This window comes from Citrobacter sp. Ce129 (genome assembly GCF_030334545.1).
Classification (GTDB): domain Bacteria; phylum Pseudomonadota; class Gammaproteobacteria; order Enterobacterales; family Enterobacteriaceae; genus Citrobacter; species Citrobacter europaeus.
In genome coordinates, this window is sequence record NZ_JAOWDS010000062.1 from 190,287 (window position 1) to 211,097 (window position 20,811).

20 protein-coding genes and 1 other RNA gene are annotated in these 20,811 nt (G+C 53.3%); 14 read left to right on the forward strand and 7 right to left on the reverse strand.

The window, feature by feature from the left end; all coding sequences use genetic code 11:
- Positions 1 to 93: 93 nt before the first annotated feature.
- The gene (gene argP, locus OGV77_RS12910; protein ID WP_043017520.1) at positions 94 to 987 is read right to left on the reverse strand and encodes a DNA-binding transcriptional regulator ArgP; all 894 of its coding nucleotides are present in this window, start codon (positions 985 to 987) and stop codon (positions 94 to 96) included.
- A 159-nt stretch (positions 988 to 1,146) separates the two neighbouring features.
- Between argP and rpiA the strand changes: the two genes are divergently transcribed.
- The gene (gene rpiA / locus OGV77_RS12915; RefSeq protein ID WP_047408891.1) at positions 1,147 to 1,806 is read left to right on the forward strand and encodes a ribose-5-phosphate isomerase RpiA; all 660 of its coding nucleotides are present in this window, start codon (positions 1,147 to 1,149) and stop codon (positions 1,804 to 1,806) included.
- Between the two features lie 271 nt (positions 1,807 to 2,077).
- Complete coding sequence (serA, locus tag OGV77_RS12920; protein ID WP_043017518.1) at positions 2,078 to 3,310, forward strand: phosphoglycerate dehydrogenase; 1,233 nt, start codon at positions 2,078 to 2,080, stop codon at positions 3,308 to 3,310.
- A 381-nt stretch (positions 3,311 to 3,691) separates the two neighbouring features.
- On the opposite strand, the gene OGV77_RS12925 is transcribed toward serA, so the two are convergent.
- The 3 genes from OGV77_RS12925 to zapA all read right to left on the reverse strand — a co-directional run bounded on the left by OGV77_RS12925 (position 3,692) and on the right by zapA (position 4,862).
- Complete coding sequence (locus OGV77_RS12925) at positions 3,692 to 4,288, reverse strand: 5-formyltetrahydrofolate cyclo-ligase (protein WP_080626130.1); 597 nt, start codon at positions 4,286 to 4,288, stop codon at positions 3,692 to 3,694.
- 19 nt (positions 4,289 to 4,307) lie between these two features.
- Positions 4,308 to 4,491, reverse strand: a non-coding RNA gene (gene ssrS, locus OGV77_RS12930) — 6S RNA.
- A 41-nt stretch (positions 4,492 to 4,532) separates the two neighbouring features.
- On the reverse strand, positions 4,533 to 4,862 hold the full coding sequence (gene zapA, locus OGV77_RS12935) for a cell division protein ZapA (protein ID WP_003026980.1): 330 nt from the start codon (positions 4,860 to 4,862) through the stop codon (positions 4,533 to 4,535).
- Positions 4,863 to 5,029: 167 nt separating this feature from the next.
- On the opposite strand from zapA, the gene OGV77_RS12940 reads away from it, so the two are divergent.
- From OGV77_RS12940 to OGV77_RS12975, 8 genes are all read left to right on the forward strand, one after another.
- The gene (locus tag OGV77_RS12940) at positions 5,030 to 5,608 is read left to right on the forward strand and encodes a YecA/YgfB family protein (RefSeq protein WP_087051213.1); all 579 of its coding nucleotides are present in this window, start codon (positions 5,030 to 5,032) and stop codon (positions 5,606 to 5,608) included.
- Positions 5,609 to 5,632: 24 nt separating this feature from the next.
- On the forward strand, positions 5,633 to 6,958 hold the full coding sequence (gene pepP, locus OGV77_RS12945; protein WP_087051214.1) for a Xaa-Pro aminopeptidase: 1,326 nt from the start codon (positions 5,633 to 5,635) through the stop codon (positions 6,956 to 6,958).
- Positions 6,955 to 8,133 (forward strand): 2-octaprenyl-6-methoxyphenyl hydroxylase, encoded by a 1,179-nt coding sequence (gene ubiH / locus OGV77_RS12950; RefSeq protein ID WP_087051215.1) that lies wholly within the window; start codon positions 6,955 to 6,957, stop codon positions 8,131 to 8,133. Before pepP ends, ubiH begins: the two co-directional genes overlap by 4 nt.
- A gap of 81 nt (positions 8,134 to 8,214) precedes the next feature.
- Positions 8,215 to 9,417 carry an FAD-dependent 2-octaprenylphenol hydroxylase gene (gene ubiI, locus OGV77_RS12955; protein ID WP_087051216.1) on the forward strand — a complete coding sequence of 401 codons (1,203 nt, stop codon included), beginning with the start codon at positions 8,215 to 8,217 and terminating at the stop codon, positions 9,415 to 9,417.
- 452 nt (positions 9,418 to 9,869) lie between these two features.
- Positions 9,870 to 10,964 (forward strand): glycine cleavage system aminomethyltransferase GcvT, encoded by a 1,095-nt coding sequence (gcvT, locus tag OGV77_RS12960; protein WP_087051217.1) that lies wholly within the window; start codon positions 9,870 to 9,872, stop codon positions 10,962 to 10,964.
- Positions 10,965 to 10,989: 25 nt separating this feature from the next.
- Positions 10,990 to 11,379, forward strand: coding sequence for a glycine cleavage system protein GcvH (gene gcvH / locus OGV77_RS12965; protein ID WP_003026965.1), 390 nt, complete (start codon positions 10,990 to 10,992; stop codon positions 11,377 to 11,379).
- A gap of 170 nt (positions 11,380 to 11,549) precedes the next feature.
- Entirely contained in the window at positions 11,550 to 14,423 is a 2,874-nt protein-coding gene (gcvP, locus tag OGV77_RS12970) for an aminomethyl-transferring glycine dehydrogenase (RefSeq protein ID WP_075145661.1), read from the forward strand.
- Between the two features lie 78 nt (positions 14,424 to 14,501).
- Complete coding sequence (locus OGV77_RS12975; protein WP_043017511.1) at positions 14,502 to 15,245, forward strand: SDR family oxidoreductase; 744 nt, start codon at positions 14,502 to 14,504, stop codon at positions 15,243 to 15,245.
- Between the two features lie 94 nt (positions 15,246 to 15,339).
- On the opposite strand, the gene bglA is transcribed toward OGV77_RS12975, so the two are convergent.
- Both bglA and OGV77_RS12985 read right to left on the reverse strand, forming a co-directional pair.
- Positions 15,340 to 16,773: a 6-phospho-beta-glucosidase BglA gene (gene bglA / locus OGV77_RS12980; protein ID WP_087051218.1), complete on the reverse strand. Its 1,434-nt coding sequence runs from the start codon at positions 16,771 to 16,773 to the stop codon at positions 15,340 to 15,342.
- A 119-nt stretch (positions 16,774 to 16,892) separates the two neighbouring features.
- The gene (locus OGV77_RS12985; RefSeq protein ID WP_008785744.1) at positions 16,893 to 17,621 is read right to left on the reverse strand and encodes a MurR/RpiR family transcriptional regulator; all 729 of its coding nucleotides are present in this window, start codon (positions 17,619 to 17,621) and stop codon (positions 16,893 to 16,895) included.
- A 52-nt stretch (positions 17,622 to 17,673) separates the two neighbouring features.
- On the opposite strand from OGV77_RS12985, the gene yqfB reads away from it, so the two are divergent.
- A complete protein-coding gene (gene yqfB / locus OGV77_RS12990; RefSeq protein ID WP_047408909.1) occupies positions 17,674 to 17,985 on the forward strand; it encodes a N(4)-acetylcytidine aminohydrolase in 312 nt (103 codons plus the stop codon).
- Positions 17,986 to 18,148: 163 nt separating this feature from the next.
- On the forward strand, positions 18,149 to 18,808 hold the full coding sequence (gene trhA / locus OGV77_RS12995) for a PAQR family membrane homeostasis protein TrhA (RefSeq protein WP_087051219.1): 660 nt from the start codon (positions 18,149 to 18,151) through the stop codon (positions 18,806 to 18,808).
- 91 nt (positions 18,809 to 18,899) lie between these two features.
- On the opposite strand, the gene ygfZ is transcribed toward trhA, so the two are convergent.
- Entirely contained in the window at positions 18,900 to 19,880 is a 981-nt protein-coding gene (ygfZ, locus tag OGV77_RS13000) for a tRNA-modifying protein YgfZ (protein WP_043017507.1), read from the reverse strand.
- 256 nt (positions 19,881 to 20,136) lie between these two features.
- Between ygfZ and sdhE the strand changes: the two genes are divergently transcribed.
- On the forward strand, positions 20,137 to 20,403 hold the full coding sequence (gene sdhE / locus OGV77_RS13005; protein ID WP_016154349.1) for an FAD assembly factor SdhE: 267 nt from the start codon (positions 20,137 to 20,139) through the stop codon (positions 20,401 to 20,403).
- Positions 20,384 to 20,791 (forward strand): protein YgfX, encoded by a 408-nt coding sequence (locus OGV77_RS13010; protein WP_043017506.1) that lies wholly within the window; start codon positions 20,384 to 20,386, stop codon positions 20,789 to 20,791. Before sdhE ends, OGV77_RS13010 begins: the two co-directional genes overlap by 20 nt.
- Positions 20,792 to 20,811: the final 20 nt, after the last annotated feature.

The following is a 20,811-nucleotide window of genomic DNA, read 5'->3' on the forward strand; positions in this document are numbered from 1 at the left end:
GACGTGGCGGGAATAGCATGAAAAGAGGGTATAAGGCTTGTAGGCCGGATAAGGCGTTACGCCGCCATCCGGCACTCAGGAGGAATAAACGGTTTAATCCTGACGCAGCACGTTGTGGCCATAGGCCAGCAGCGCATCGGTGACGTTGCGCATCATGCGGCTTTCCGGCGCAAAGCGATGCCAGTACAGCATCCGGCGCTGGAACAGGCCCGGTGTTAAGTCGATAAGTTCGCCGCTTGCCAGCTCTTTCTCAATCTGTAAGTGTGGGATCATGCAGCAGGTGGTTCCCTGACGTGCCAGTTGAACGAAGGCTTCAGACGAGTTAACGATATGGCATGGTACGCTGCCTGGCGGCAGGTCGAAATTTTGTTGCAGGAACGCCTGGTGCATATCATCAAGATGGTCAAACGCTACCGCCGGGGCTTTCAGCAGGGCAGAGCGGGTGACGCCGTTAGGGAAATAACGCTCGGCGAAAGGTTTTGATCCAACAAACAGATAGTCCAGTGCGCCAAGTTTATCCACCAGACAGCTTGGCAGTGCCTGATGCTGAATACTCACGGCACCGACCACTTCACCACGACGCAGACGTTCCTGGGTGCGCGTTTCATCCTCAACTTGCAGGTTCAGGCGAATCGGTGAATTTGCCAGTACCGGGGCCAGCGCCGGAAGTAACCAGGTTGCCAGACTGTCGGCGTTCACCGCCAGCGAGAGCAGCAGCGGCGTTGAGCCGGTTTGTTCATCGCCCAGCCACTCGTCTTCCAGCAGTTCAACCTGACGCAAAAGCGCCAGCAGTTTCTGCCCTTGCTCGGTTGGGCGTGGTGGTACGGTACGCACCAGCAACGGTTGTCCGAACATATTCTCAAGCTGTTTTATGCGCTGTGAAACGGCGGATTGCGTGATGCACAGCTTTTGCGCCGCGCGCTCAAATCCTCGTTCACGAATAACCGCATCCAGTGCTTGTAGTGTTCTGTAGTCCGGACGTTTCATTGCTTTGACGCACTCCTGAAATTTTTGCTTGTTCTGCACTATGACACAATTTTTGATTGGGTAAAGACGAAATCCGCCGCTTGCGAGCGGGTGTGGGGACATTTTTCTGCGCAATGTTCTATAATGCGCGTGAATTTTCCCACCACAGGCGAAACGATCATGACGCAGGATGAACTGAAAAAAGCAGTAGGATGGGCGGCACTTAAGTATGTACAGCCCGGTACCATTGTGGGCGTAGGTACAGGTTCAACAGCCGCACACTTTATTGATGCGCTGGGCACAATGAAAGGTCAGATTGAAGGTGCGGTATCCAGTTCGGACGCCTCGACCGAAAAACTCAAAAGCCTTGGCATCCACGTGTTCGACCTTAACGAAGTTGACAGCCTCGACGTATACGTTGACGGCGCGGATGAAATTAACGGCCACATGCAGATGATCAAGGGCGGCGGCGCAGCGTTGACCCGTGAAAAAATCATTGCTTCCGTAGCGAAGAAATTTATCTGTATCGCGGATGCGTCTAAAGAAGTCGATATTCTCGGCAACTTCCCGCTGCCGGTTGAAGTGATCCCAATGGCGCGCAGCGCTGTGGCTCGCCAGTTGGTGAAGCTGGGCGGTCGTCCTGAATACCGTCAGGGCGTCGTGACGGACAACGGCAACGTGATCCTCGATGTATACGGTCTGGAGATCCTCGACGCCATCGCGCTGGAAAATGCCATCAACGGGATTCCGGGTGTGGTAACCGTCGGTCTGTTTGCCAACCGTGGTGCGGATGTCGCGCTGATCGGTACGCCAGATGGCGTGAAAACTATCGTAAAATGATCTGACGGGAGTGTCTTCTCCCGTTAAAAAAATTTTGGCAGGGCAAATTTGGTGACTTGTGTCACGTTTATAATATTGTCCTGCCGATCTCTCCAAAGAAAAAGTTATCGCCAGTATTTTCCTCTGACATTTCTCGTTGAATGACATTTCTTCAGCACGGCGACGCAAACGTTCATATTGCCGCAATATTATTTTTTGATATGTTGAAGAGACGGATGAAAATCCCACACACAACACATCAGTTTGAACAAAAAAAGACAGGGTCGGGGAAATGGCAAAGGTATCACTGGAGAAAGATAAGATTAAATTTCTGCTGGTTGAAGGCGTACACCAAAAAGCGCTCGAAAGCCTTCGTGCAGCAGGTTATACCAACATCGAGTTTCACAAAGGCGCTCTGGACACTGAGCAACTGAAAGAGTCCATCCGTGATGCCCACTTCATTGGCCTGCGATCCCGTACCCATCTGACGGAAGATGTGATTGACGCCGCAGAGAAACTGGTCGCGATTGGCTGCTTCTGCATTGGCACCAACCAGGTTGATCTGTCCGCTGCGGCAAAACGTGGGATCCCCGTGTTTAACGCGCCATTCTCTAACACGCGTTCCGTTGCGGAACTTGTGATTGGCGAACTGCTACTACTGCTACGCGGCGTACCCGAAGCAAACGCCAAAGCACACCGCGGCGTGTGGAATAAACTGGCTACCGGCTCGTTTGAAGCGCGTGGCAAAAAACTGGGGATCATCGGCTACGGCCACATTGGTACTCAGTTGGGCATTCTGGCGGAATCGCTGGGGATGCATGTCTATTTCTATGATATTGAAAATAAACTCCCGCTTGGCAACGCCACCCAGGTTCAGCATCTTTCCGACCTGCTCAATATGAGCGACGTGGTGAGCCTGCACGTACCGGAAAACGCCTCCACCAAAAATCTGATGGGCGCGCATGAGATTGCGCTGATGAAACCAGGCGCGCTGCTGATCAACGCCGCACGCGGTACGGTTGTCGATATTCCTGCGCTGTGTGATGCGCTGGCAACAAAACATCTGGCGGGAGCGGCCATCGACGTCTTCCCAACGGAACCTGCTTCTAACAGCGATCCGTTCACCTCGCCGCTGTGTGATTTCGACAACGTGATCCTGACGCCGCATATCGGTGGGTCCACGCTGGAAGCACAGGAAAACATCGGTCTGGAAGTGGCTGGGAAACTGACCAAGTATTCCGACAACGGCTCTACGCTGTCTGCGGTTAACTTCCCGGAAGTTTCGCTGCCGCTGCACGGTGGTCGTCGTCTGATGCACATTCACGAAAACCGTCCGGGCGTTTTGACCGCGCTGAACCAGATTTTTGCCGAGCAGGGCGTCAACATTGCCGCACAGTATCTGCAGACTTCCGCACAGGTAGGTTACGTGGTTATCGATATTGAAGCGGATGAAGATGTGGCGGAGAAAGCGCTGCTGGCGATGAAGGCCCTTCCGGGAACCATTCGCGCGCGTCTGCTTTACTGATTACCTCTACATGGGCAGGCGGTTGACCTGCCCATCTTTCCTCTGATTTCCCTGCCTCAAAATCTCTTTCTGTAACGCATACATTCTGTTTTCGAGCCTTGCCGCAATTGGTAACTAAAGGCAGCATTGCGTGTTGTACAGCACTAAAAGGAATTTACGATAGAGGCGCAGCATCGCGCTGAAACGGGAAAGCCCCTACCGAAGCAGGGGCTCTAAAAAGGAAAGGGACGATGATGAGATACGTCATCATGCTGCTGATCCTGTTAATCATCGCTACGCCAGCATATTAACAGAGAGTACGCAGGAGGGAGGTTCGCCTCCCTCACCCTTCACCGAGGAATTTAGGTCAAAAAAACGGCGCTGTCAATCGGCAAAAAACGGCTACCACTCCCAAATTTTGGATGGCGTCACCACCGCAGGCAGTGGGATATCCCACTCTTCGACAGGCAATTTTTCCACTCGCTGACAATCGTGCGCGTAGCCCACGGGTTGGATCTTATGCTGTTGCCAGTTTTGCAACGTACGGTCATAAAATCCGCCGCCCATGCCCAGTCGTTGTCCACCCTCGTCAAACGCCACTAACGGCGTAATCAGTACATCCAGCTGTGACAGCGGCAATACGTCGCGGACATCAAGTCGTGGTTCCTGAATCTTTAAGCGATTGGTGACCAGGTCGCTGTGCGGATGATAGTGCAGGAACAGCAGGTTGCCAGGGCTAAAGGGATGAAGAACCGGAAGATAGACGCGCTTACCCGCTCGCCACAGCTGTTCGATCAACGGTTGGGTGTCGAGTTCGCCATCAAACGAGAGGAATACCGCCACGGTATGAGCGAGTACAACAGGGGGATAACTGAGCATTCGGGTCGCGGCTTGCTGACCATATTGTCGCTGCTGTTCGGAGGTAAGCGCACGACGACGCTGACGAATCAGTTGACGGATTTCTTGTCGGGATAAAGGGAGTTCAGAAAGTAATGTCATGGCTGTTGCCAGGTAGAAGGGAATCTCCGAGATGCCGCCGCAGGCTGTAACCCTTGAACCCTTGGTTCAAGGTGAATGTGTCGTCACAGTTTTAAGGCTTCTCGGACGGGCCGAGCATGCTCACCAACCATGGAGCGCCACATTCTTGTGGTATGAAATATCGGCTCAGGGGACTGGCCCGCTTGCAAACATCTCAGAGAAATTTTGTCTTCACGGTCACTCTACCACAGTAAACCGAAAAGTGTTATTCAAAGTTTTGGCCCGTTTTTTCGGTTATGCGACCCTGATCAAGCAACGCCTGTTCGATGGTCTGTTGTAGCATCCGAATACGTTGTTCCATGCTCGCCGCGTACTCACGCGTCTTCGCTTTTTCCTGAGTTAATTCATAGCTGATGTTCAACGCGGCGATGAAAACCAACTGCTCAGTATTTGTGACTCTAGTGCGAACTTTCAGATCTTGCAATCGCTGATTGAGATCGTCCGCAGCCTGATTCAACGCATCCCTTTGTTCAGGCGGGCAATTCACTCGCAGTGAACGGCCAAATATTTGGATATCGACGGGTTGTGCAGACATGCCACCTTCCTGCTGATTGACTGCGCTGCCTTCGTCTCCAGACCTTGGGTCCGCGAAGGGGCGACACTATAGCTACCCTGGTATCAAGATACAAGCCCTTTTCTGGTCCACCAGGGTCCAAAGTGGTAGCATACCATGAATATTCCTCCCTTTGATGACGAATGCTTATGTCTATACAGAACGAAATGCCTGGCTACAACGAAGTTAGCCAGTTTTTGAACCAACAAGGGGCTGGATTAACCCCGGCCGAAATGCACGGCTTAATCAGCGGGATGATTTGCGGCGGCAACAACGACAGCTCATGGCAGCCGCTGCTGCACGACCTGACGAACGAAGGTCTGGCCTTCGGCCACGAGCTGGCTCAGGCACTGCTGAAAATGCACTCTGCTACCAGCGATTCCCTCGAGGACGACGGCTTCCTTTTTCAGCTTTATCTGCCAGAAGGCGATGACGTCAGCGTGTTCGATCGTGCCGATGCGCTGGCGGGGTGGGTAAACCACTTTTTGCTGGGGCTTGGCGTGACGCAGCCGAAGCTCGACAAAGTGACCGGTGAAACCGGGGAAGCGATTGACGACTTGCGCAATATCGCCCAGTTGGGATATGACGAAGACGAAGATCAGGAAGAGCTGGAAATGTCGCTCGAAGAGATAATTGAATACGTGCGCGTTGCCGCTTTGCTGTGTCATGACACGTTTACGCGTCAGCAGCCGACCGCGCCGGAAGTCCGTAAACCGACTCTGCACTAAGAACGAAACGCAAAGGAGAGTGTGATGAGCGAGATATCTCTGCAAGAATTCCAGCGTCGTCGCCAGGCATTACTGGCACAAATGCAGCCTGGCAGCGCCGCGCTGATTTTTGCCGCGCCTGAAGCGACGCGTAGCGCGGACAGTGAATACCCGTACCGCCAAAGCAGTGATTTCTGGTACTTCACCGGTTTTAACGAACCTGAAGCCGTGCTGGTGCTGATTAAAAGTGATGACACTCATAACCACAGCGTTTTGTTCAACCGGGTTCGCGATCTGACGGCGGAGATCTGGTTTGGCCGCCGTCTGGGCCAGGATGCCGCGCCGGAAAAACTCGGCGTTGATCGGGCGCTGGCCTTCAGTGAAATCAACCAACAACTGCACCTGTTGCTCAATGGCCTGGACGCGGTGTATCACGCGCAGGGCGAGTATGCCTGGGCGGATGAGATTGTGTGCACGGCGCTGGATAAACTGCGTAAAGGCTCCAGACAAAATCTGCATGCGCCCGCCGCGATTATCGACTGGCGCCCAATGGTGCATGAAATGCGCCTGTTCAAATCAGCGGAAGAAATTGCGGTCATGCGCCGTGCCGGAGAGATCACCGCGCTGGCGCATACCCGCGCGATGGAAAAATGTCGTCCGGGAATGTTTGAATACCAGCTGGAAGGTGAGATTCACCACGAATTTACCCGCCATGGCGCGCGTTATCCGTCCTATAACACGATTGTCGGCAGCGGTGAAAACGGCTGTATCCTGCATTACACCGAAAATGAAAGTGAAATGCGCGATGGCGATCTGGTGCTGATTGACGCTGGCTGTGAATACAAAGGCTATGCGGGCGACATTACGCGTACCTTCCCGGTAAACGGTAAATTTACCCCGGCACAGCGTGAAATTTACGACATCGTGCTGGAATCCTTAGAAACCAGCCTGCGTCTGTATCGTCCCGGAACGTCCATCCAGGACGTCACCGGCGAGGTGGTGCGCATCATGATTACGGGTCTGGTGAAGCTTGGCATTCTGCACGGCGAGGTCGACCAGTTGATTACCGAAAATGCGCACCGCCCATTCTTTATGCATGGTCTTAGCCACTGGCTGGGGCTGGATGTGCACGACGTCGGCGTTTACGGTCAGGACCGTTCACGCATTCTTGAGCCTGGAATGGTACTCACCGTCGAGCCGGGGCTGTATATCGCGCCGGACGCTGATGTACCGCCTGCTTATCGTGGTATTGGCATTCGTATAGAAGATGACATCCTCATCACCGAAGACGGTAACGAAAACCTGACCGCCAGCGTGGTGAAGAGAGCGGATGACATTGAAGCCTTAATGGCCGCGGCTCGACTGCAATGAGCGTGATTATCGTCGGTGGCGGTATGGTTGGCGCGACGCTGGCGCTGGCTATTTCTCAGCTCAGCCATGGGACTCTGCCGGTTCATCTTATAGAAGCGAGCGAACCTGAAACTGACCGCCATCCGGGGTTTGACGCCCGGGCGATCGCACTGGCGGCAGGGACCTGCCAACAGCTGGCGCGAATTGGCGTATGGCAAGCGATTGCCGATTGCGCAACGGCAATCAAAACGGTTCACGTCAGCGATCGCGGCCATGCCGGATTTGTGACGCTGGATGCGCAGGAATACCGTATTCCAGCGCTGGGCCAGGTGGTAGAACTGCACGATGTCGGGCTGCGTCTGTTTGCGCTGCTGCGCAAAGCGCCGGGCGTCACGCTGCATTGTCCCGAGCGCGTAGCCAGCGTGGCGCGTACGCAGGAACATGTTGAAGTCACGCTGGAAAATGGCGAGGTTATTACCGGTCGCGTGGTGGTCGCCGCTGACGGTACACGTTCCGCGCTGGCTACCGCCTGCGGCGTTGACTGGCAGCAGCAGCCCTATGAACAACTGGCAGTAATTGCCAACGTCACGACTTCTGTTGCGCATGACGGGCGGGCGTTTGAACGCTTCACGCAATATGGTCCGCTGGCAATGTTGCCGATGTCTGATGGCCGCTGTTCGCTGGTGTGGTGCCATCCGCTGGAACGGCGTGATGAGTTAATGGCCTGGTCCGACGAACGGTTTTGCCGTGAACTGCAAACCGCGTTTGGCTGGCGGCTGGGGCGTATTACTCAGGCAGGTAAACGCAACGCCTATCCGCTTTCGTTAACTTCGGCGCAAAAAGCGATTACCCATCGTACCGTGCTGGTTGGGAACGCAGCCCAGACGCTGCATCCTATTGCCGGACAAGGTTTTAACCTTGGTCTGCGTGACGTAATGAGCCTGGCTGAGACGTTGACGCAGGCGCAAAACAACGCGGAAGATATCGGTGATTATGCGGTGCTGGCACGCTATCAGCAGCGTCGCGAACGCGATCGCGAGACGACGATTGGTGTGACCAACAATTTAGTGTATTTGTTTGCCAATCGCTGGGCTCCGCTGGTTGTTGGGCGCAACGTCGGGCTGATGGCGATGGAATTATTCACACCCGCGCGCGATGCGCTGGCGGAGCGGACCCTGGGTTGGGTCGCGCGATAAATATGGCCAGTAGACCGGATGGCGGCGTAAACGCCTTATCCGGCCTACGGTTTTGATTGTTCCGGTTTCCAGGAGTAAACAGTGCAAAGTGTTGATGTAGCAATTGTTGGTGGCGGCATGGTAGGACTGGCGGTTGCCTGCGGCTTGCAGGGCAGCGGGTTGCGCGTTGCTGTATTAGAACAACATGTTCCGCAGCCGTTGACGGCGGATGCACCTCCTCAGCTTCGCGTTTCGGCCATTAATGCCTCCAGCGAAAAACTGCTTACCCGTCTTGGCGTCTGGTCCGACATTGTTGCCCGTCGCGCTTGCTGCTACCACGGCATGGAAGTTTGGGACAAAGACAGCTTTGGCCGTATTGCTTTTGATGACCAAAGCATGGGCTACAGCCATTTGGGTCACATCGTTGAAAACTCAGAGATTCATTATGCGCTGTGGCAAAAGGCGCAGCGTTCAGCGGATATTACGCTGATGGCGCCCGCCGAATTACAGCAGGTGGCCTGGGGGGAGAACGAGGCATTTCTGACTCTCAAAGATGGCGCAATGCTGACGGCGCGTCTGGTCGTCGGTGCCGATGGTGCTAACTCCTGGCTGCGCAATAAAGCTGACATTCCGCTCACCTTCTGGGATTACCGCCATCATGCGCTGGTGGCGACTATCCGTACGCAGGAAGCGCACGGCGCGATTGCCCGTCAGGCGTTTCACGGCGAGGGGATCCTGGCATTCCTGCCGCTCAGCGATCCGCACCTGTGTTCTATCGTCTGGTCGCTCTCTCCGCAGGAAGCAGAACGTATGCAGCAGGCAAGCGTTGATGAGTTTAATCAGGCGCTGAATATCGCTTTTGATAATCGTCTGGGGCTGTGCAGCCTTGAAAGCGAACGTCAGGCGTTTCCGCTGACGGGACGCTATGCCCGTCAGTTCGCCGCCCATCGTCTGGCGCTGGTGGGGGATGCGGCGCATACTATCCACCCGCTGGCGGGTCAGGGGGTTAACCTTGGCTTTATGGATGCGGCGGAGCTGATCGATGAACTTAAGCGGCTACAACGTCAGGGTAAAGATATTGGTCAGTATCTCTATTTACGCCGCTACGAGCGCAGCCGTAAGCACAGCGCAGCAATGATGCTGGCCGGAATGCAGGGCTTTCGTGAGCTGTTTGCCGGCGAGAATCCGGCGAAAAAACTGCTGCGTGATATCGGGCTGAAACTGGCCGATACCCTGCCTGGTGTAAAACCACAGCTCATCCGTCAGGCGATGGGGCTGAACGATCTTCCCGAGTGGCTACGCTAGCGTCCGTAAGGACAATCTAAAGAGTTTGAGACCCGTCACACTTTCCTCTCCCGGCCTGCGCGCCGGGGCACTTCTCTCATTTGAAATAATCTAATTCCACGCCTTTTTTCGCATTAGTTTTTTTAATATTACGTTTTTTTCATAACGCCATTTTTGACATTTTTTCCACATTTAATGTGGATTGGTGCGGTAAATTCGCGTTTATCTTTGATTGTTATTCTGGTTAATCGCTATATCTCTGGAATTTTATTCTGCTGGCGATCTGGCCGTTTTTGGACATAAGCTAATGTGATGGTTAATTTTGACTTATGGTTTAGCGCCTGTTTCGGTGGTAAGTTCAGGACAAAGAGAACGTTTGCGTCGTAGCCCCTGGAGCGGCTGCGGTGCTGGGTTTCGTGGCGAAAATTTCACCGCGAAAGAGTTGGTAGCCCCGCTTATTCAACGAGGAAAAGATGGCTCAACAGACTCCTTTGTACGAACAACACACGCTATGTGGCGCGCGCATGGTAGATTTCCATGGCTGGATGATGCCACTGCATTACGGTTCTCAGCTTGATGAACACCATGCTGTTCGCACCGATGCCGGAATGTTTGATGTGTCGCATATGACCATCGTCGACCTGCGCGGTAGCCGCACCCGGGAGTTCTTGCGTTATCTGCTGGCAAACGACGTCGCGAAGCTAACGAAGACGGGTAAAGCCCTCTACTCCGGGATGCTCAACGCTTCGGGCGGCGTGATAGATGACCTGATTGTCTATTACTTCACTGAAGACTTCTTCCGCCTCGTTGTAAACTCCGCCACCCGCGAAAAAGACCTCTCCTGGATTACCCAACACGCTGAACCTTATGCTATCGACATCACCGTTCGTGACGACCTGTCGCTGATTGCGGTGCAGGGGCCTAATGCGCAGGAAAAAGCAGCTACGTTGTTTACTGACGAGCAGCGCCAGGCGGTAGAAGGCATGAAGCCGTTCTTTGGCGTTCAGGCGGGTGATTTATTTATCGCAACTACCGGTTATACCGGCGAAGCTGGCTATGAAATTGCCATGCCGAATGAAAAGGCGGCAGATTTCTGGCGTGCGCTGGTACAAGCAGGTGTCAAACCTTGCGGTCTCGGCGCGCGCGACACGCTGCGTCTGGAAGCCGGTATGAACCTGTACGGGCAGGAGATGGACGAAGGAATTTCACCGCTGGCGGCCAATATGGGGTGGACCATCGCGTGGGAACCGGCTGACCGTGACTTTATCGGTCGTGAAGCGCTGGAAATGCAGCGTGAAAAAGGTCACGAACAGCTGGTCGGGCTGGTGATGACCGAGAAAGGTGTGCTACGTAATGAACTGCCGGTGCGTTTCACCGATGCTTCGGGCAACCAGCAGGAAGGCATTATCACCAGCGGGACATTCTCACCAACCCTGGGTTACAGCATCGCGTTGGCGCGTGTACCTGCGGGTATCGGTGAGACCGCAATCGTACAGATCCGTAACCGTGAAATGCCGGTAAAAGTGATTAAACCTGTTTTTGTGCGTAACGGCAAAGCCGTCGCGTAATTCATCCTTTTTTGGAGATTGATTGATGAGCAACGTACCTGCAGAACTGAAATACAGCAAAGAACACGAATGGCTGCGCAAAGAAGCTGATGGCTCTTACACCGTGGGTATCACCGAACACGCTCAGGAGCTGTTAGGTGACATGGTTTTCGTTGACCTGCCCGAAGTTGGCGCTACCGTCAGCGCGGGCGATGACTGCGCCGTTGCGGAGTCCGTAAAAGCGGCATCCGATATCTATGCGCCAGTAGGCGGTGAGATTGTTGCTGTAAACGACGCGCTCAGCGACTCCCCGGAACTGGTCAATAGCGAGCCGTATGCGGGTGGCTGGATCTTTAAAATCAAAGCCAGTGATGAAAGCGAAATTGAATCGCTGCTGGATGCCACTGCGTACGAAGCATTGTTAGAAGACGAATAAATACGCTTCATTCTTCACGTTGCAGGTGTGTTGGCTTCCTCGCCCACCCCAGACACTTACTTATGTAAGCATCCTGGGGATGCGCTGCGTCGCCGCCGTCCTGCAACGCGAATTATTTTGCGTATTCAGGTAAGTAGAGACACCTACGATTCTTTCAGGAACCATCGCCCATGACACAGACGTTAAGCCAGCTTGAAAACAGCGGCGCTTTCATTGAACGCCACATCGGACCGGACGCCGCGCAGCAACAAGAGATGCTGAATGCGGTTGGCGCCGAGTCGTTAAACGCGCTGATCGGCCAGATTGTGCCGAAAGACATTCAGCTCGCAACCCCGCCGCAGGTTGGCGAGGCGGCGACCGAATACGCTGCGCTGGCTGAATTAAAAGCCATCGCCGGGCGTAACAAGCGCTTCACGTCCTACATTGGCATGGGCTACACCGCCGTGCAGTTGCCACCGGTTATCCTGCGTAACATGCTGGAAAACCCAGGTTGGTACACCGCATACACGCCGTATCAGCCGGAAGTCTCTCAGGGACGTCTGGAAGCATTGCTGAACTTCCAGCAGGTGACGCTGGATCTGACCGGTCTGGATATGGCCTCCGCCTCTCTGCTGGATGAAGCCACTGCGGCGGCTGAAGCCATGGCGATGGCCAAACGCGTCAGTAAACTGAAAAATGCCAACCGTTTCTTTGTGGCGGCTGATGTTCATCCACAAACGCTGGACGTTGTACGCACCCGTGCAGAAACCTTTGGCTTTGACGTCATAGTTGATGACGCGGCGAAAGCGCTGGATCACCAGGATGTGTTTGGCGTGCTGCTGCAACAGGTTGGCACCACCGGTGAAGTGCACGACTACAGCGCACTGATTGCTGAGCTGAAATCCCGTAAAGTTGTGGTCAGCGTCGCTGCCGACTTTATGGCGTTGGTACTGTTGACTGCACCGGGCAAACAGGGTGCGGATATCGTTTTCGGCTCTGCACAACGCTTCGGCGTACCGATGGGCTACGGCGGCCCGCACGCGGCATTCTTTGCTGCTAAAGACGAATTCAAACGCTCCATGCCAGGACGTATTATCGGCGTCTCCAAAGATGCGGCGGGTAATACCGCACTGCGCATGGCGATGCAGACTCGCGAGCAGCATATCCGCCGCGAGAAAGCGAACTCTAACATTTGTACCTCACAGGTCCTGCTGGCCAACATCGCCAGCCTGTATGCCGTGTATCATGGCCCGGTTGGCCTGAAACGCATTGCAAATCGCATCCATCGTCTGACCGATATTCTGGCAGCCGGTCTGCAACAGAAAGGCTTAAAGCTGCGTCATGCGCACTACTTTGACACGCTGTGTGTTGAAGTGACCGATAAAGCGGCGGTTCTGGCGCGTGCTGAAGCGGCAGAAATCAACCTGCGCAGCGACATCCATAACGCGGTAGGCATTACGCTCGACGAAACCACTACCCGTGAAAACGTGGTGCAGCTGTTCAATGTTCTGCTGGGCGACAGCCACGGCCTGAGCATCGACACGCTGGATAAAGACGTGGCGCTCGATAGCCGTTCAATTCAGGACAGTATGCTGCGTGACGATGCGATCCTCAGCCATCCGGTGTTTAATCGCTATCACAGCGAAACTGAGATGATGCGTTATATGCACTCGCTGGAGCGCAAAGATCTGGCGCTGAACCAGGCGATGATCCCGCTGGGATCTTGCACCATGAAGCTCAACGCCGCTGCCGAGATGATCCCTATTACCTGGCCTGAATTTGCTGAGTTGCATCCGTTCTGCCCGCCAGAGCAGGCGGAAGGTTATCACCAGATGATCGGCCAGCTTTCCGAGTGGCTGGTAAAACTGACCGGTTATGACGCCGTCTGCATGCAGCCGAACTCCGGCGCGCAGGGCGAATACGCTGGCCTGCTGGCGATTCGTCATTATCACGAAAGCCGTAACGAAGGCCATCGCGATATCTGCCTGATCCCGGCGTCCGCCCACGGTACTAACCCGGCTTCCGCACAAATGGCGGGGATGCAGGTCGTGGTTGTCGCCTGTGATAAGAACGGCAATATCGACCTTACCTGCCTGCGTGAAAAAGCAGAACAACATGCTGCGAATCTCTCCTGCATCATGGTGACCTATCCGTCCACCCACGGCGTATATGAAGAAACGATCCGCGAAGTGTGCGACGTTGTGCACCAGTTTGGCGGTCAGGTTTACCTTGATGGCGCGAACATGAATGCTCAGGTTGGGATCACTACGCCGGGCTTTATCGGCGCAGATGTATCGCACCTCAACCTGCATAAAACGTTCTGCATTCCGCACGGCGGCGGCGGTCCAGGTATGGGGCCGATCGGCGTTAAATCGCATCTGGCGCCGTTCGTACCGGGCCACAGCGTAGTTCAGATTGAAGGAATGCTAACCCGTCAGGGCGCAGTATCTGCGGCGCCGTTCGGTAGCGCATCCATTCTGCCAATTAGCTGGATGTACATCCGTATGATGGGCGCAGAAGGTCTGAAACAGGCAAGCCAGGTGGCGATCCTTAACGCTAACTACATTGCCAGCCGTCTGAAAGATGCTTATCCGGTGCTGTATACCGGTCGTGATGGTCGCGTGGCGCATGAATGTATTCTCGACATTCGCCCGCTGAAAGAAGAGACCGGTATCAGTGAACTGGATATTGCCAAGCGTCTGATCGATTACGGTTTCCATGCGCCGACCATGTCGTTCCCGGTTGCGGGTACGCTGATGGTGGAACCGACCGAATCTGAAAGCAAAGTGGAACTGGATCGCTTTATCAACGCAATGCTGGCAATCCGCGCTGAGATCGACCGCGTGAAAGCTGGTGAATGGCCGCTTACAGACAACCCGCTGGTTAACTCCCCGCACACGCAAAACGAGTTGGTCGCGGAGTGGAATCATGGTTACAGCCGCGAAATCGCCGTCTTCCCGGCAGGTGTTGCGAACAAATACTGGCCGACCGTGAAACGCCTTGATGATGTTTACGGCGACCGTAATCTGTTCTGTTCCTGCGTGCCGATGAGCGAATATCAGTAACTTTTCCGCGTAGTAAAGCAGTTTCCAGGCCGGGTAAGGCGAAGCCGCCTCCCGGCTTTTTCATATCTGGAGGTATCCATGGGAATCGCACTTGTTACGGGTGGTAGTCGCGGTATTGGTCGGGCAACCGCGCTGCAGTTAGCGCAAGAGGGTTACACGGTGGCCGTTAATTTTCACCATAATATTCGTGCTGCAACCGAGGTGGTGAATATCATTGCCGCTGCCGGGGGAAAGGCGTTTGCTCTGCGGGCTGATATCAGCGATGAAAGTCAGGTTGGGGCGATGTTTGAGTCCATTGACCGCGAAGGGGAGCCGCTGACTGCGCTGGTGAATAATGCCGGGATTTTGTTTGAACAGAGCACGGTGGAAAGCCTGACTGCCGAAAGAATCAACCGCGTACTGGCAACCAATGTTACCGGCTATTTTTTGTGTTGTCGGGAAGCGGTAAAGCGCATGTCGTTCAAACATGGAGGGCAAGGTGGGGCGATTGTGAATGTCTCTTCGGCAGCGTCAAGGCTTGGCGCCCCTTTCGAATATGTTGATTACGCGGCCTCAAAAGGCGCAGTAGACACGCTTACCACCGGCCTGGCGCTGGAGGTTGCGGCGCAAGGGATCCGCGTGAACTGTGTGCGACCGGGTCTTATCTACACTGAAATGCACGCGTCTGGCGGCGAGCCGGGAAGGGTTGATCGTGTGAAATCCTCGTTACCTATGCAGCGCGGCGGACAGCCGGAGGAGGTCGCGCAGGCGATTACCTGGCTGCTGAGCGAGAAGGCATCATATGTGACGGGGAGTTTTCTGGAACTGGCTGGCGGGAAGTAGAGATTTATTTGCCGGATAGTGCTGTGCTTATCCAGCCTACGGGCGCATAACCTGTAGGCTTGATAAGATGCTTACGTCGCCATCTGGTAAAAAATCACAGATTCTCGCCGTTGCTGGCAATGACCTCTTTGTACCAGTTAAAACTTTTCTTGCGTGAACGCGACATATCGCCGGTGCCGTCGTCGTGTTTGTTCACGTAAATAAAGCCGTAACGTTTGCTGTACTGGCCGGTGGTGAACGAGACGCAGTCGATGCAACCCCACGGCGTGTAGCCCATCAGGTCTACGCCATCATAGGTCACCGCTTTCATCATCTCTTCAACGTGGGCGCGCAGGTAGTCGATGCGGTAGTCATCGTGGATGCTGCCGTCTTCTTCCACTTTGTCGTAAGCGCCAAATCCGTTTTCAACGATAAACAGCGGCTTCTGATAGCGCTCGTACAGTTCGCATAACGCGTAACGCAGGCCGACCGGATCAATCTGCCAGCCCCAGTCGGATGCTTTTACGTGTGGGTTCGGCACGCTGCCCTCAAAACCGGAAATGGCATCGCCGCTGCCGCCTTCCGCTTTTACCGCGTTGGTCATGTAGTAGCTAAATCCGAGATAGTCGCAGGTGCCTTCTCGCAGGATTTGCTCATCGCCAGCGTCCATTCGGATGTTGAATTCGCGGCGCTCCCATTCGTTCAGCACATAGGATGGATAGTAGCCGCGCAGTTGAACGTCGGTGAAAACGTAACGCTCACGCATAGACTCCTGGGCGAACATCACATCTTCAGGCTTACAGGAGTACGGGTACAGTGGCACCATCGCCAGCATGCAGCCGACTTTCATTTCCGGGTTGATGCGACGTGCGGCTTTCACCGCCAGAGCGCTGGCCACGAACTGGTGGTGCAGCACCTGGTACATAGTTTCTTCCGGGTTTTCATGCTCGGTATACACCACGCCGGAGCAGCAATAACCAAACAGTGGCGCGCGCCAGTTTCGCTGGTTGTTGATCTCGTTAAAGGTCATCCAGTACTTGACCTTGTGTTTGTAGCGCTCAAAGACCACTTCAGCAAATCGGGCAAAGAAATCGACGACTTTACGATTGGTCCAGCTACCGTACTGCTGGACCAGATGCAGCGGCATTTCAAAGTGAGAAAGGGTGATGACCGGCTCGATGTTGTACTTAAGCAGTTCATCAAACATGTCGTCGTAGAACTTTAGTCCTTCTTCGTTTGGCTGGGTTTCGTCCCCTTGAGGAAAGATGCGGGTCCAGGCGATTGACGTACGGAAGCATTTGAAGCCCATCTCGGCAAACAGCTTAATGTCTTCTTTGTAATGACCGTAAAAATCAACGGCTTCGTGGTTGGGATAGTACTTACCTGGCACAACTTCCTGAGTGATTTCCCGCGGAATGCCGTGTGCGCCACCGGTCAGTACGTCGCAAATGCTGGGGCCTTTACCACCTTTGTTCCAGCCTCCTTCAACCTGGTGCGCCGCCACCGCGCCGCCCCATAAAAAATCTTTTGGTAAGGTAAGTTTTTTCATCTGCGTCAGTCTCAAATTAATACAATCTGATTTTGAGTCTAACAAAGGAAAGATAAATGTCACGCTATAACAAAATAGCGTTAATGTGATTTGTTACATCAAAAAAACAGATTGTTTTTTTACGCTATTCTTTTCGCCAGCTTGCGGCCAAGTGATTCCAGAATATAAATAACAGGGATTTGCGTGGTTATATCGTATACCCCGGCAATGCGCGTTTGTGGAACGTGCCAGGAGAGGTTAAAGTCAGCGAGTTTCGCCAGACGCGAATGTTCATGGCTGGTGACCGACAGGACCTTACAGTTGTGCAGGCTGAACTGGCTGGCAAAACGCAGGATCTCTTCTGTTTCACCAGAAACGGAAAGCACGATCGCCAGCGCATTTCTGGCCATATCATTCGTTACCGGGAAATAAGGGTCATCAATGTGATTACTGAATTTTCCGACATTTGAGAAAAAACGTGCGCCATATTTGGCTAAAGCTCCGGATGTTCCCGCTCCGACGAATATAATACGTTCGGAGGATAATATAATATCAACAGCCTGATCGAGCAGATTATCGAACTCGTCGTTATTGACGCCTTTAAAGAAGCTGATGATTTCGCTGGCACCGAAATTAGCCTGTTGCGGTTCATTCTGCTCTAAATATAATTTGAAGCGTACGCGAAATTCTGAGTAACCTTCACACTTAAGCTTGCGGCAAAAGCGCAGCACGGTGGTTGTAGAAACGCCCACGGCATCGGCCAGTTCGCGAATGGTCATGTACATGACTTTGTCACGGTTTTTGATGACATAGTTGTAGACCAGCATCTCAAGATTGTTGAGACTGGCGATGGCAGCGTGGGAGAACATACTCACAATGGCAAAACTCACTCATCAGACTTCATCTACAGGGAATAATAACATGCAGCCAAATGACATCACTTTTTTTCAGCGTTTCCAGGATGACATTCTGGCCGGACGCAAAACCATCACCATTCGTGACGAGTCCGAATCACACTTCAAAACCGGTGACATTCTACGGGTTGGACGCTTTGAGGATGAGGGATACTTCTGCACGATTGAAGTTGTTGGCACCTCAACCGTTACGCTGGATATGCTGACGGAAAAACATGCCCAGCAGGAAAATATGACGCTTGAAGAACTTAAACATGTCATTGCTGAGATTTACCCGGATCAAACGCAATTTTATGTGATTGATTTTAAATGCCTTTAATTATAAAGGTACGCCTGTTAGCTGAAATTATAAAATTAACATAATGATTTTTATGGGTTAATTTTTATCTGGGAATTATTTTAGCTAACAGGTGTTCACTGGAACCATTCTCAGTTACGCTAGAGGAGCAATCACGATAGTGCACGTTTCTCGGGAGTAAGTTATGGTTCAGAAGCCATTAATCGCGCAGGGATATTCGCTGGCAGAGGAAATAGCCAACAGCATCAGTCACGGTATCGGGCTGGTGTTTGGGATTGTCGGACTGGTGTTATTGCTGGTCCAGGCAGTGGATACCAACGCCAGCGTTATGGCGATAACCAGCTATAGCCTGTACGGCGGCAGCATGATCCTGCTGTTTCTCGCCTCAACCTTGTATCACGCGATCCCCCATCAGAGAGCGAAAGTCTGGCTGAAAAAATTCGACCATTGTGCGATTTATCTGCTGATTGCCGGGACCTACACACCATTTCTGCTGGTGGGACTGGATTCGCCACTGGCACGTGGGTTGATGATTGTTATCTGGAGCCTGGCGCTGATCGGTATTTTATTCAAACTGACCATTGCGCACCGGTTTAAGGTTCTCTCACTGGTAACCTACCTGACAATGGGCTGGCTATCACTGATTGTGGTGTATCAACTGGCGGTTAAACTGGCTGTGGGGGGCGTGACGTTGCTGGCCGTTGGTGGTGTGGTGTATTCGCTGGGCGTAATTTTCTACGTTTGTAAGCGTATTCCATACAACCATGCTATCTGGCACGGCTTTGTGCTGGGCGGCAGCGTTTGCCACTTTCTGGCGATTTATTTGTATGTTGGACAGGCGTAACCCTTGATTCCGGATGGCGGCTAACGCCTTATCCGGCCTACAAAATGTGCCTGTAGGCCGGATAAGCGTAGCGCCATCCGGCGTTAATCTTTTACTCTTCCAGTGAATACGGCAGCGGCACAATATGCAGCGTTTTCGCGTCGTCACGAACGCGGAACACGCTGTCGGCTTCCATATCGTTATTCATCACAACCTGCACCAGTATCTGACCATCAGCCAGTTGCACCGCGGCGAGTACGGTGCCGGTACGGCGCCAGTTCTCGCCCATTTTCAGCTCCAGGTCTTCACCCGCTTCTGGTACCCGACTGGCCGCACCTGCCAGAGTCCACATGGCGCGTTTGTTGGCTCCGCGGAATTTTGCGCGAGCAACCATTTCCTGACCGGTATAGCAGCCTTTTTTAAAACTGATCCCGCCCAGTGCCTGCAGATTGGTGGCTTGCGGAATAAACTGCGCACTGTTGGCAGTATCAATAACAGGAATACCTGCTTCTATATCCAGCGCCAGCCACTGCTGGCTGTTATTTAACTCCGCTTCACCGCGCAGCTTCTCTACCAGGGTTTCCGCCGTTGCAACATTAACGATCAGCAGGAAACGCTCAGCAGGATGTTCGAACCACAACAGGGTGGAAGAACCGTCAGTAATAACCTGTTTATCGCTGTTTGGTAATTCGCTAAAGAGATTGGCCAGCGCCGCACGCGCCTGGAACCCCGCTACACCCAGCAGTACTCGCTCGTCGTCCGGGACAATCGCCACCTTCGAGAAAACCGCATATTTTTTCAGCTCAGTGAGCTGCGCATCACGCAGGCTACGGCGCTCAAGCCATGCAAAACCGTCACCCTGGCGGAACAGACGCAGGTTGCTCCACATTTTACCTTTGGCGTCACAATGTGCAGCCAACAGGTGCTGATGCTCGGTCATCTGGCTGACATCCGCCGTGACCTGACCCTGAATATACTTCTCACTGTCGACACCGGTGATGGTGGCGAGCGCCCAGTCATCGAGCGTCATTAGCGTCAGAGGCAAACGCGTTGACGCGAAAGGCTGGCGAGGAGGAAAAGATGTAAAAGCCATAATAATGTCCTGATTTGCTTAACGCAGTGATAATGACTAATGGTAAAAGAGCTATGGCCCATTGCAAGCGGTTTAAACAGGCTATTTGTGCCATATATTAAGCTTTGCGAGGAGACATCCAAAAATGCTGAATCCTTTGACTTAATGCGGTTTTATTTAGCGAACACGCTTCCGTTTAATGATATTCCCGTAAATGTGCGGGAAAAACACGTTACAATAGCGGGATACTTCGTTTTCGCGAGACAGGGAGAAGAACATGGATATTAACAACAAAGCGCGTATTCATTGGGCATGCCGTCGCGGTATGCGCGAGTTGGACATCTCGATCATGCCGTTTTTCGAACATGAATACGACAGCTTAAGTGACGAAGAAAAACGTATCTTTATCCGTCTGCTAGAATGTGATGATCCAGACTTGTTTAACTGGTTGATGAATCATGGGAAACCAGCTGATGCTCAGTTGGAGCAGATGGTGCGACTTATCCAGACACGGAATCGGGAACGTGGTCCAGTGGCAATCTGATTTACGCGTTTCATGGCGCGCGCAATGGCTTTCGCTGCTCATTCATGGGCTGGTGGCGGTATTCATTTTATTGATGCCCTGGCCATTGAGCTACACCCCATTATGGCTGGTTCTGCTCTCTCTGGTGGTGTTCGATAGCGTCCGAAGCCAGCGCCGAATTAACGCCTGTCAGGGCGAGATTCGGCTGTTGATGAACGGTCGACTGCGCTGGCAAGGGCAAGAGTGGTCTATTGTTAGCGCACCCTGGATGGTCAAAACGGGCATGATGCTGCGTTTGCGTTCTGATGTCGGAAAGCGTCAGCATTTGTGGCTGGCGGCAGACAGTATGGATGATGCTGAGTGGCGGGATTTGCGACGGTTAATACTGCAACAGGCGAAGCAGGGATAACGTCGATAAATGCCTGGTGG

Bases quoted from the DNA above. Each gene is read 5' to 3' on its own strand.
- argP (WP_043017520.1), bottom strand. From the start codon at position 987: ATGAAACGTCCGGACTACAGAACACTACAAGCACTGGATGCGGTTATT.
- rpiA (WP_047408891.1), top strand. From the start codon at position 1,147: ATGACGCAGGATGAACTGAAAAAAGCAGTAGGATGGGCGGCACTTAAG.
- serA (WP_043017518.1), top strand. From the start codon at position 2,078: ATGGCAAAGGTATCACTGGAGAAAGATAAGATTAAATTTCTGCTGGTT.
- OGV77_RS12925 (WP_080626130.1), bottom strand. From the start codon at position 4,288: ATGACATTACTTTCTGAACTCCCTTTATCCCGACAAGAAATCCGTCAA.
- zapA (WP_003026980.1), bottom strand. From the start codon at position 4,862: ATGTCTGCACAACCCGTCGATATCCAAATATTTGGCCGTTCACTGCGA.
- OGV77_RS12940 (WP_087051213.1), top strand. From the start codon at position 5,030: ATGTCTATACAGAACGAAATGCCTGGCTACAACGAAGTTAGCCAGTTT.
- pepP (WP_087051214.1), top strand. From the start codon at position 5,633: ATGAGCGAGATATCTCTGCAAGAATTCCAGCGTCGTCGCCAGGCATTA.
- ubiH (WP_087051215.1), top strand. From the start codon at position 6,955: ATGAGCGTGATTATCGTCGGTGGCGGTATGGTTGGCGCGACGCTGGCG.
- gcvT (WP_087051217.1), top strand. From the start codon at position 9,870: ATGGCTCAACAGACTCCTTTGTACGAACAACACACGCTATGTGGCGCG.
- gcvH (WP_003026965.1), top strand. From the start codon at position 10,990: ATGAGCAACGTACCTGCAGAACTGAAATACAGCAAAGAACACGAATGG.
- gcvP (WP_075145661.1), top strand. From the start codon at position 11,550: ATGACACAGACGTTAAGCCAGCTTGAAAACAGCGGCGCTTTCATTGAA.
- OGV77_RS12975 (WP_043017511.1), top strand. From the start codon at position 14,502: ATGGGAATCGCACTTGTTACGGGTGGTAGTCGCGGTATTGGTCGGGCA.
- bglA (WP_087051218.1), bottom strand. From the start codon at position 16,773: ATGAAAAAACTTACCTTACCAAAAGATTTTTTATGGGGCGGCGCGGTG.
- OGV77_RS12985 (WP_008785744.1), bottom strand. From the start codon at position 17,621: ATGTTCTCCCACGCTGCCATCGCCAGTCTCAACAATCTTGAGATGCTG.
- yqfB (WP_047408909.1), top strand. From the start codon at position 17,674: ATGCAGCCAAATGACATCACTTTTTTTCAGCGTTTCCAGGATGACATT.
- trhA (WP_087051219.1), top strand. From the start codon at position 18,149: ATGGTTCAGAAGCCATTAATCGCGCAGGGATATTCGCTGGCAGAGGAA.
- ygfZ (WP_043017507.1), bottom strand. From the start codon at position 19,880: ATGGCTTTTACATCTTTTCCTCCTCGCCAGCCTTTCGCGTCAACGCGT.
- sdhE (WP_016154349.1), top strand. From the start codon at position 20,137: ATGGATATTAACAACAAAGCGCGTATTCATTGGGCATGCCGTCGCGGT.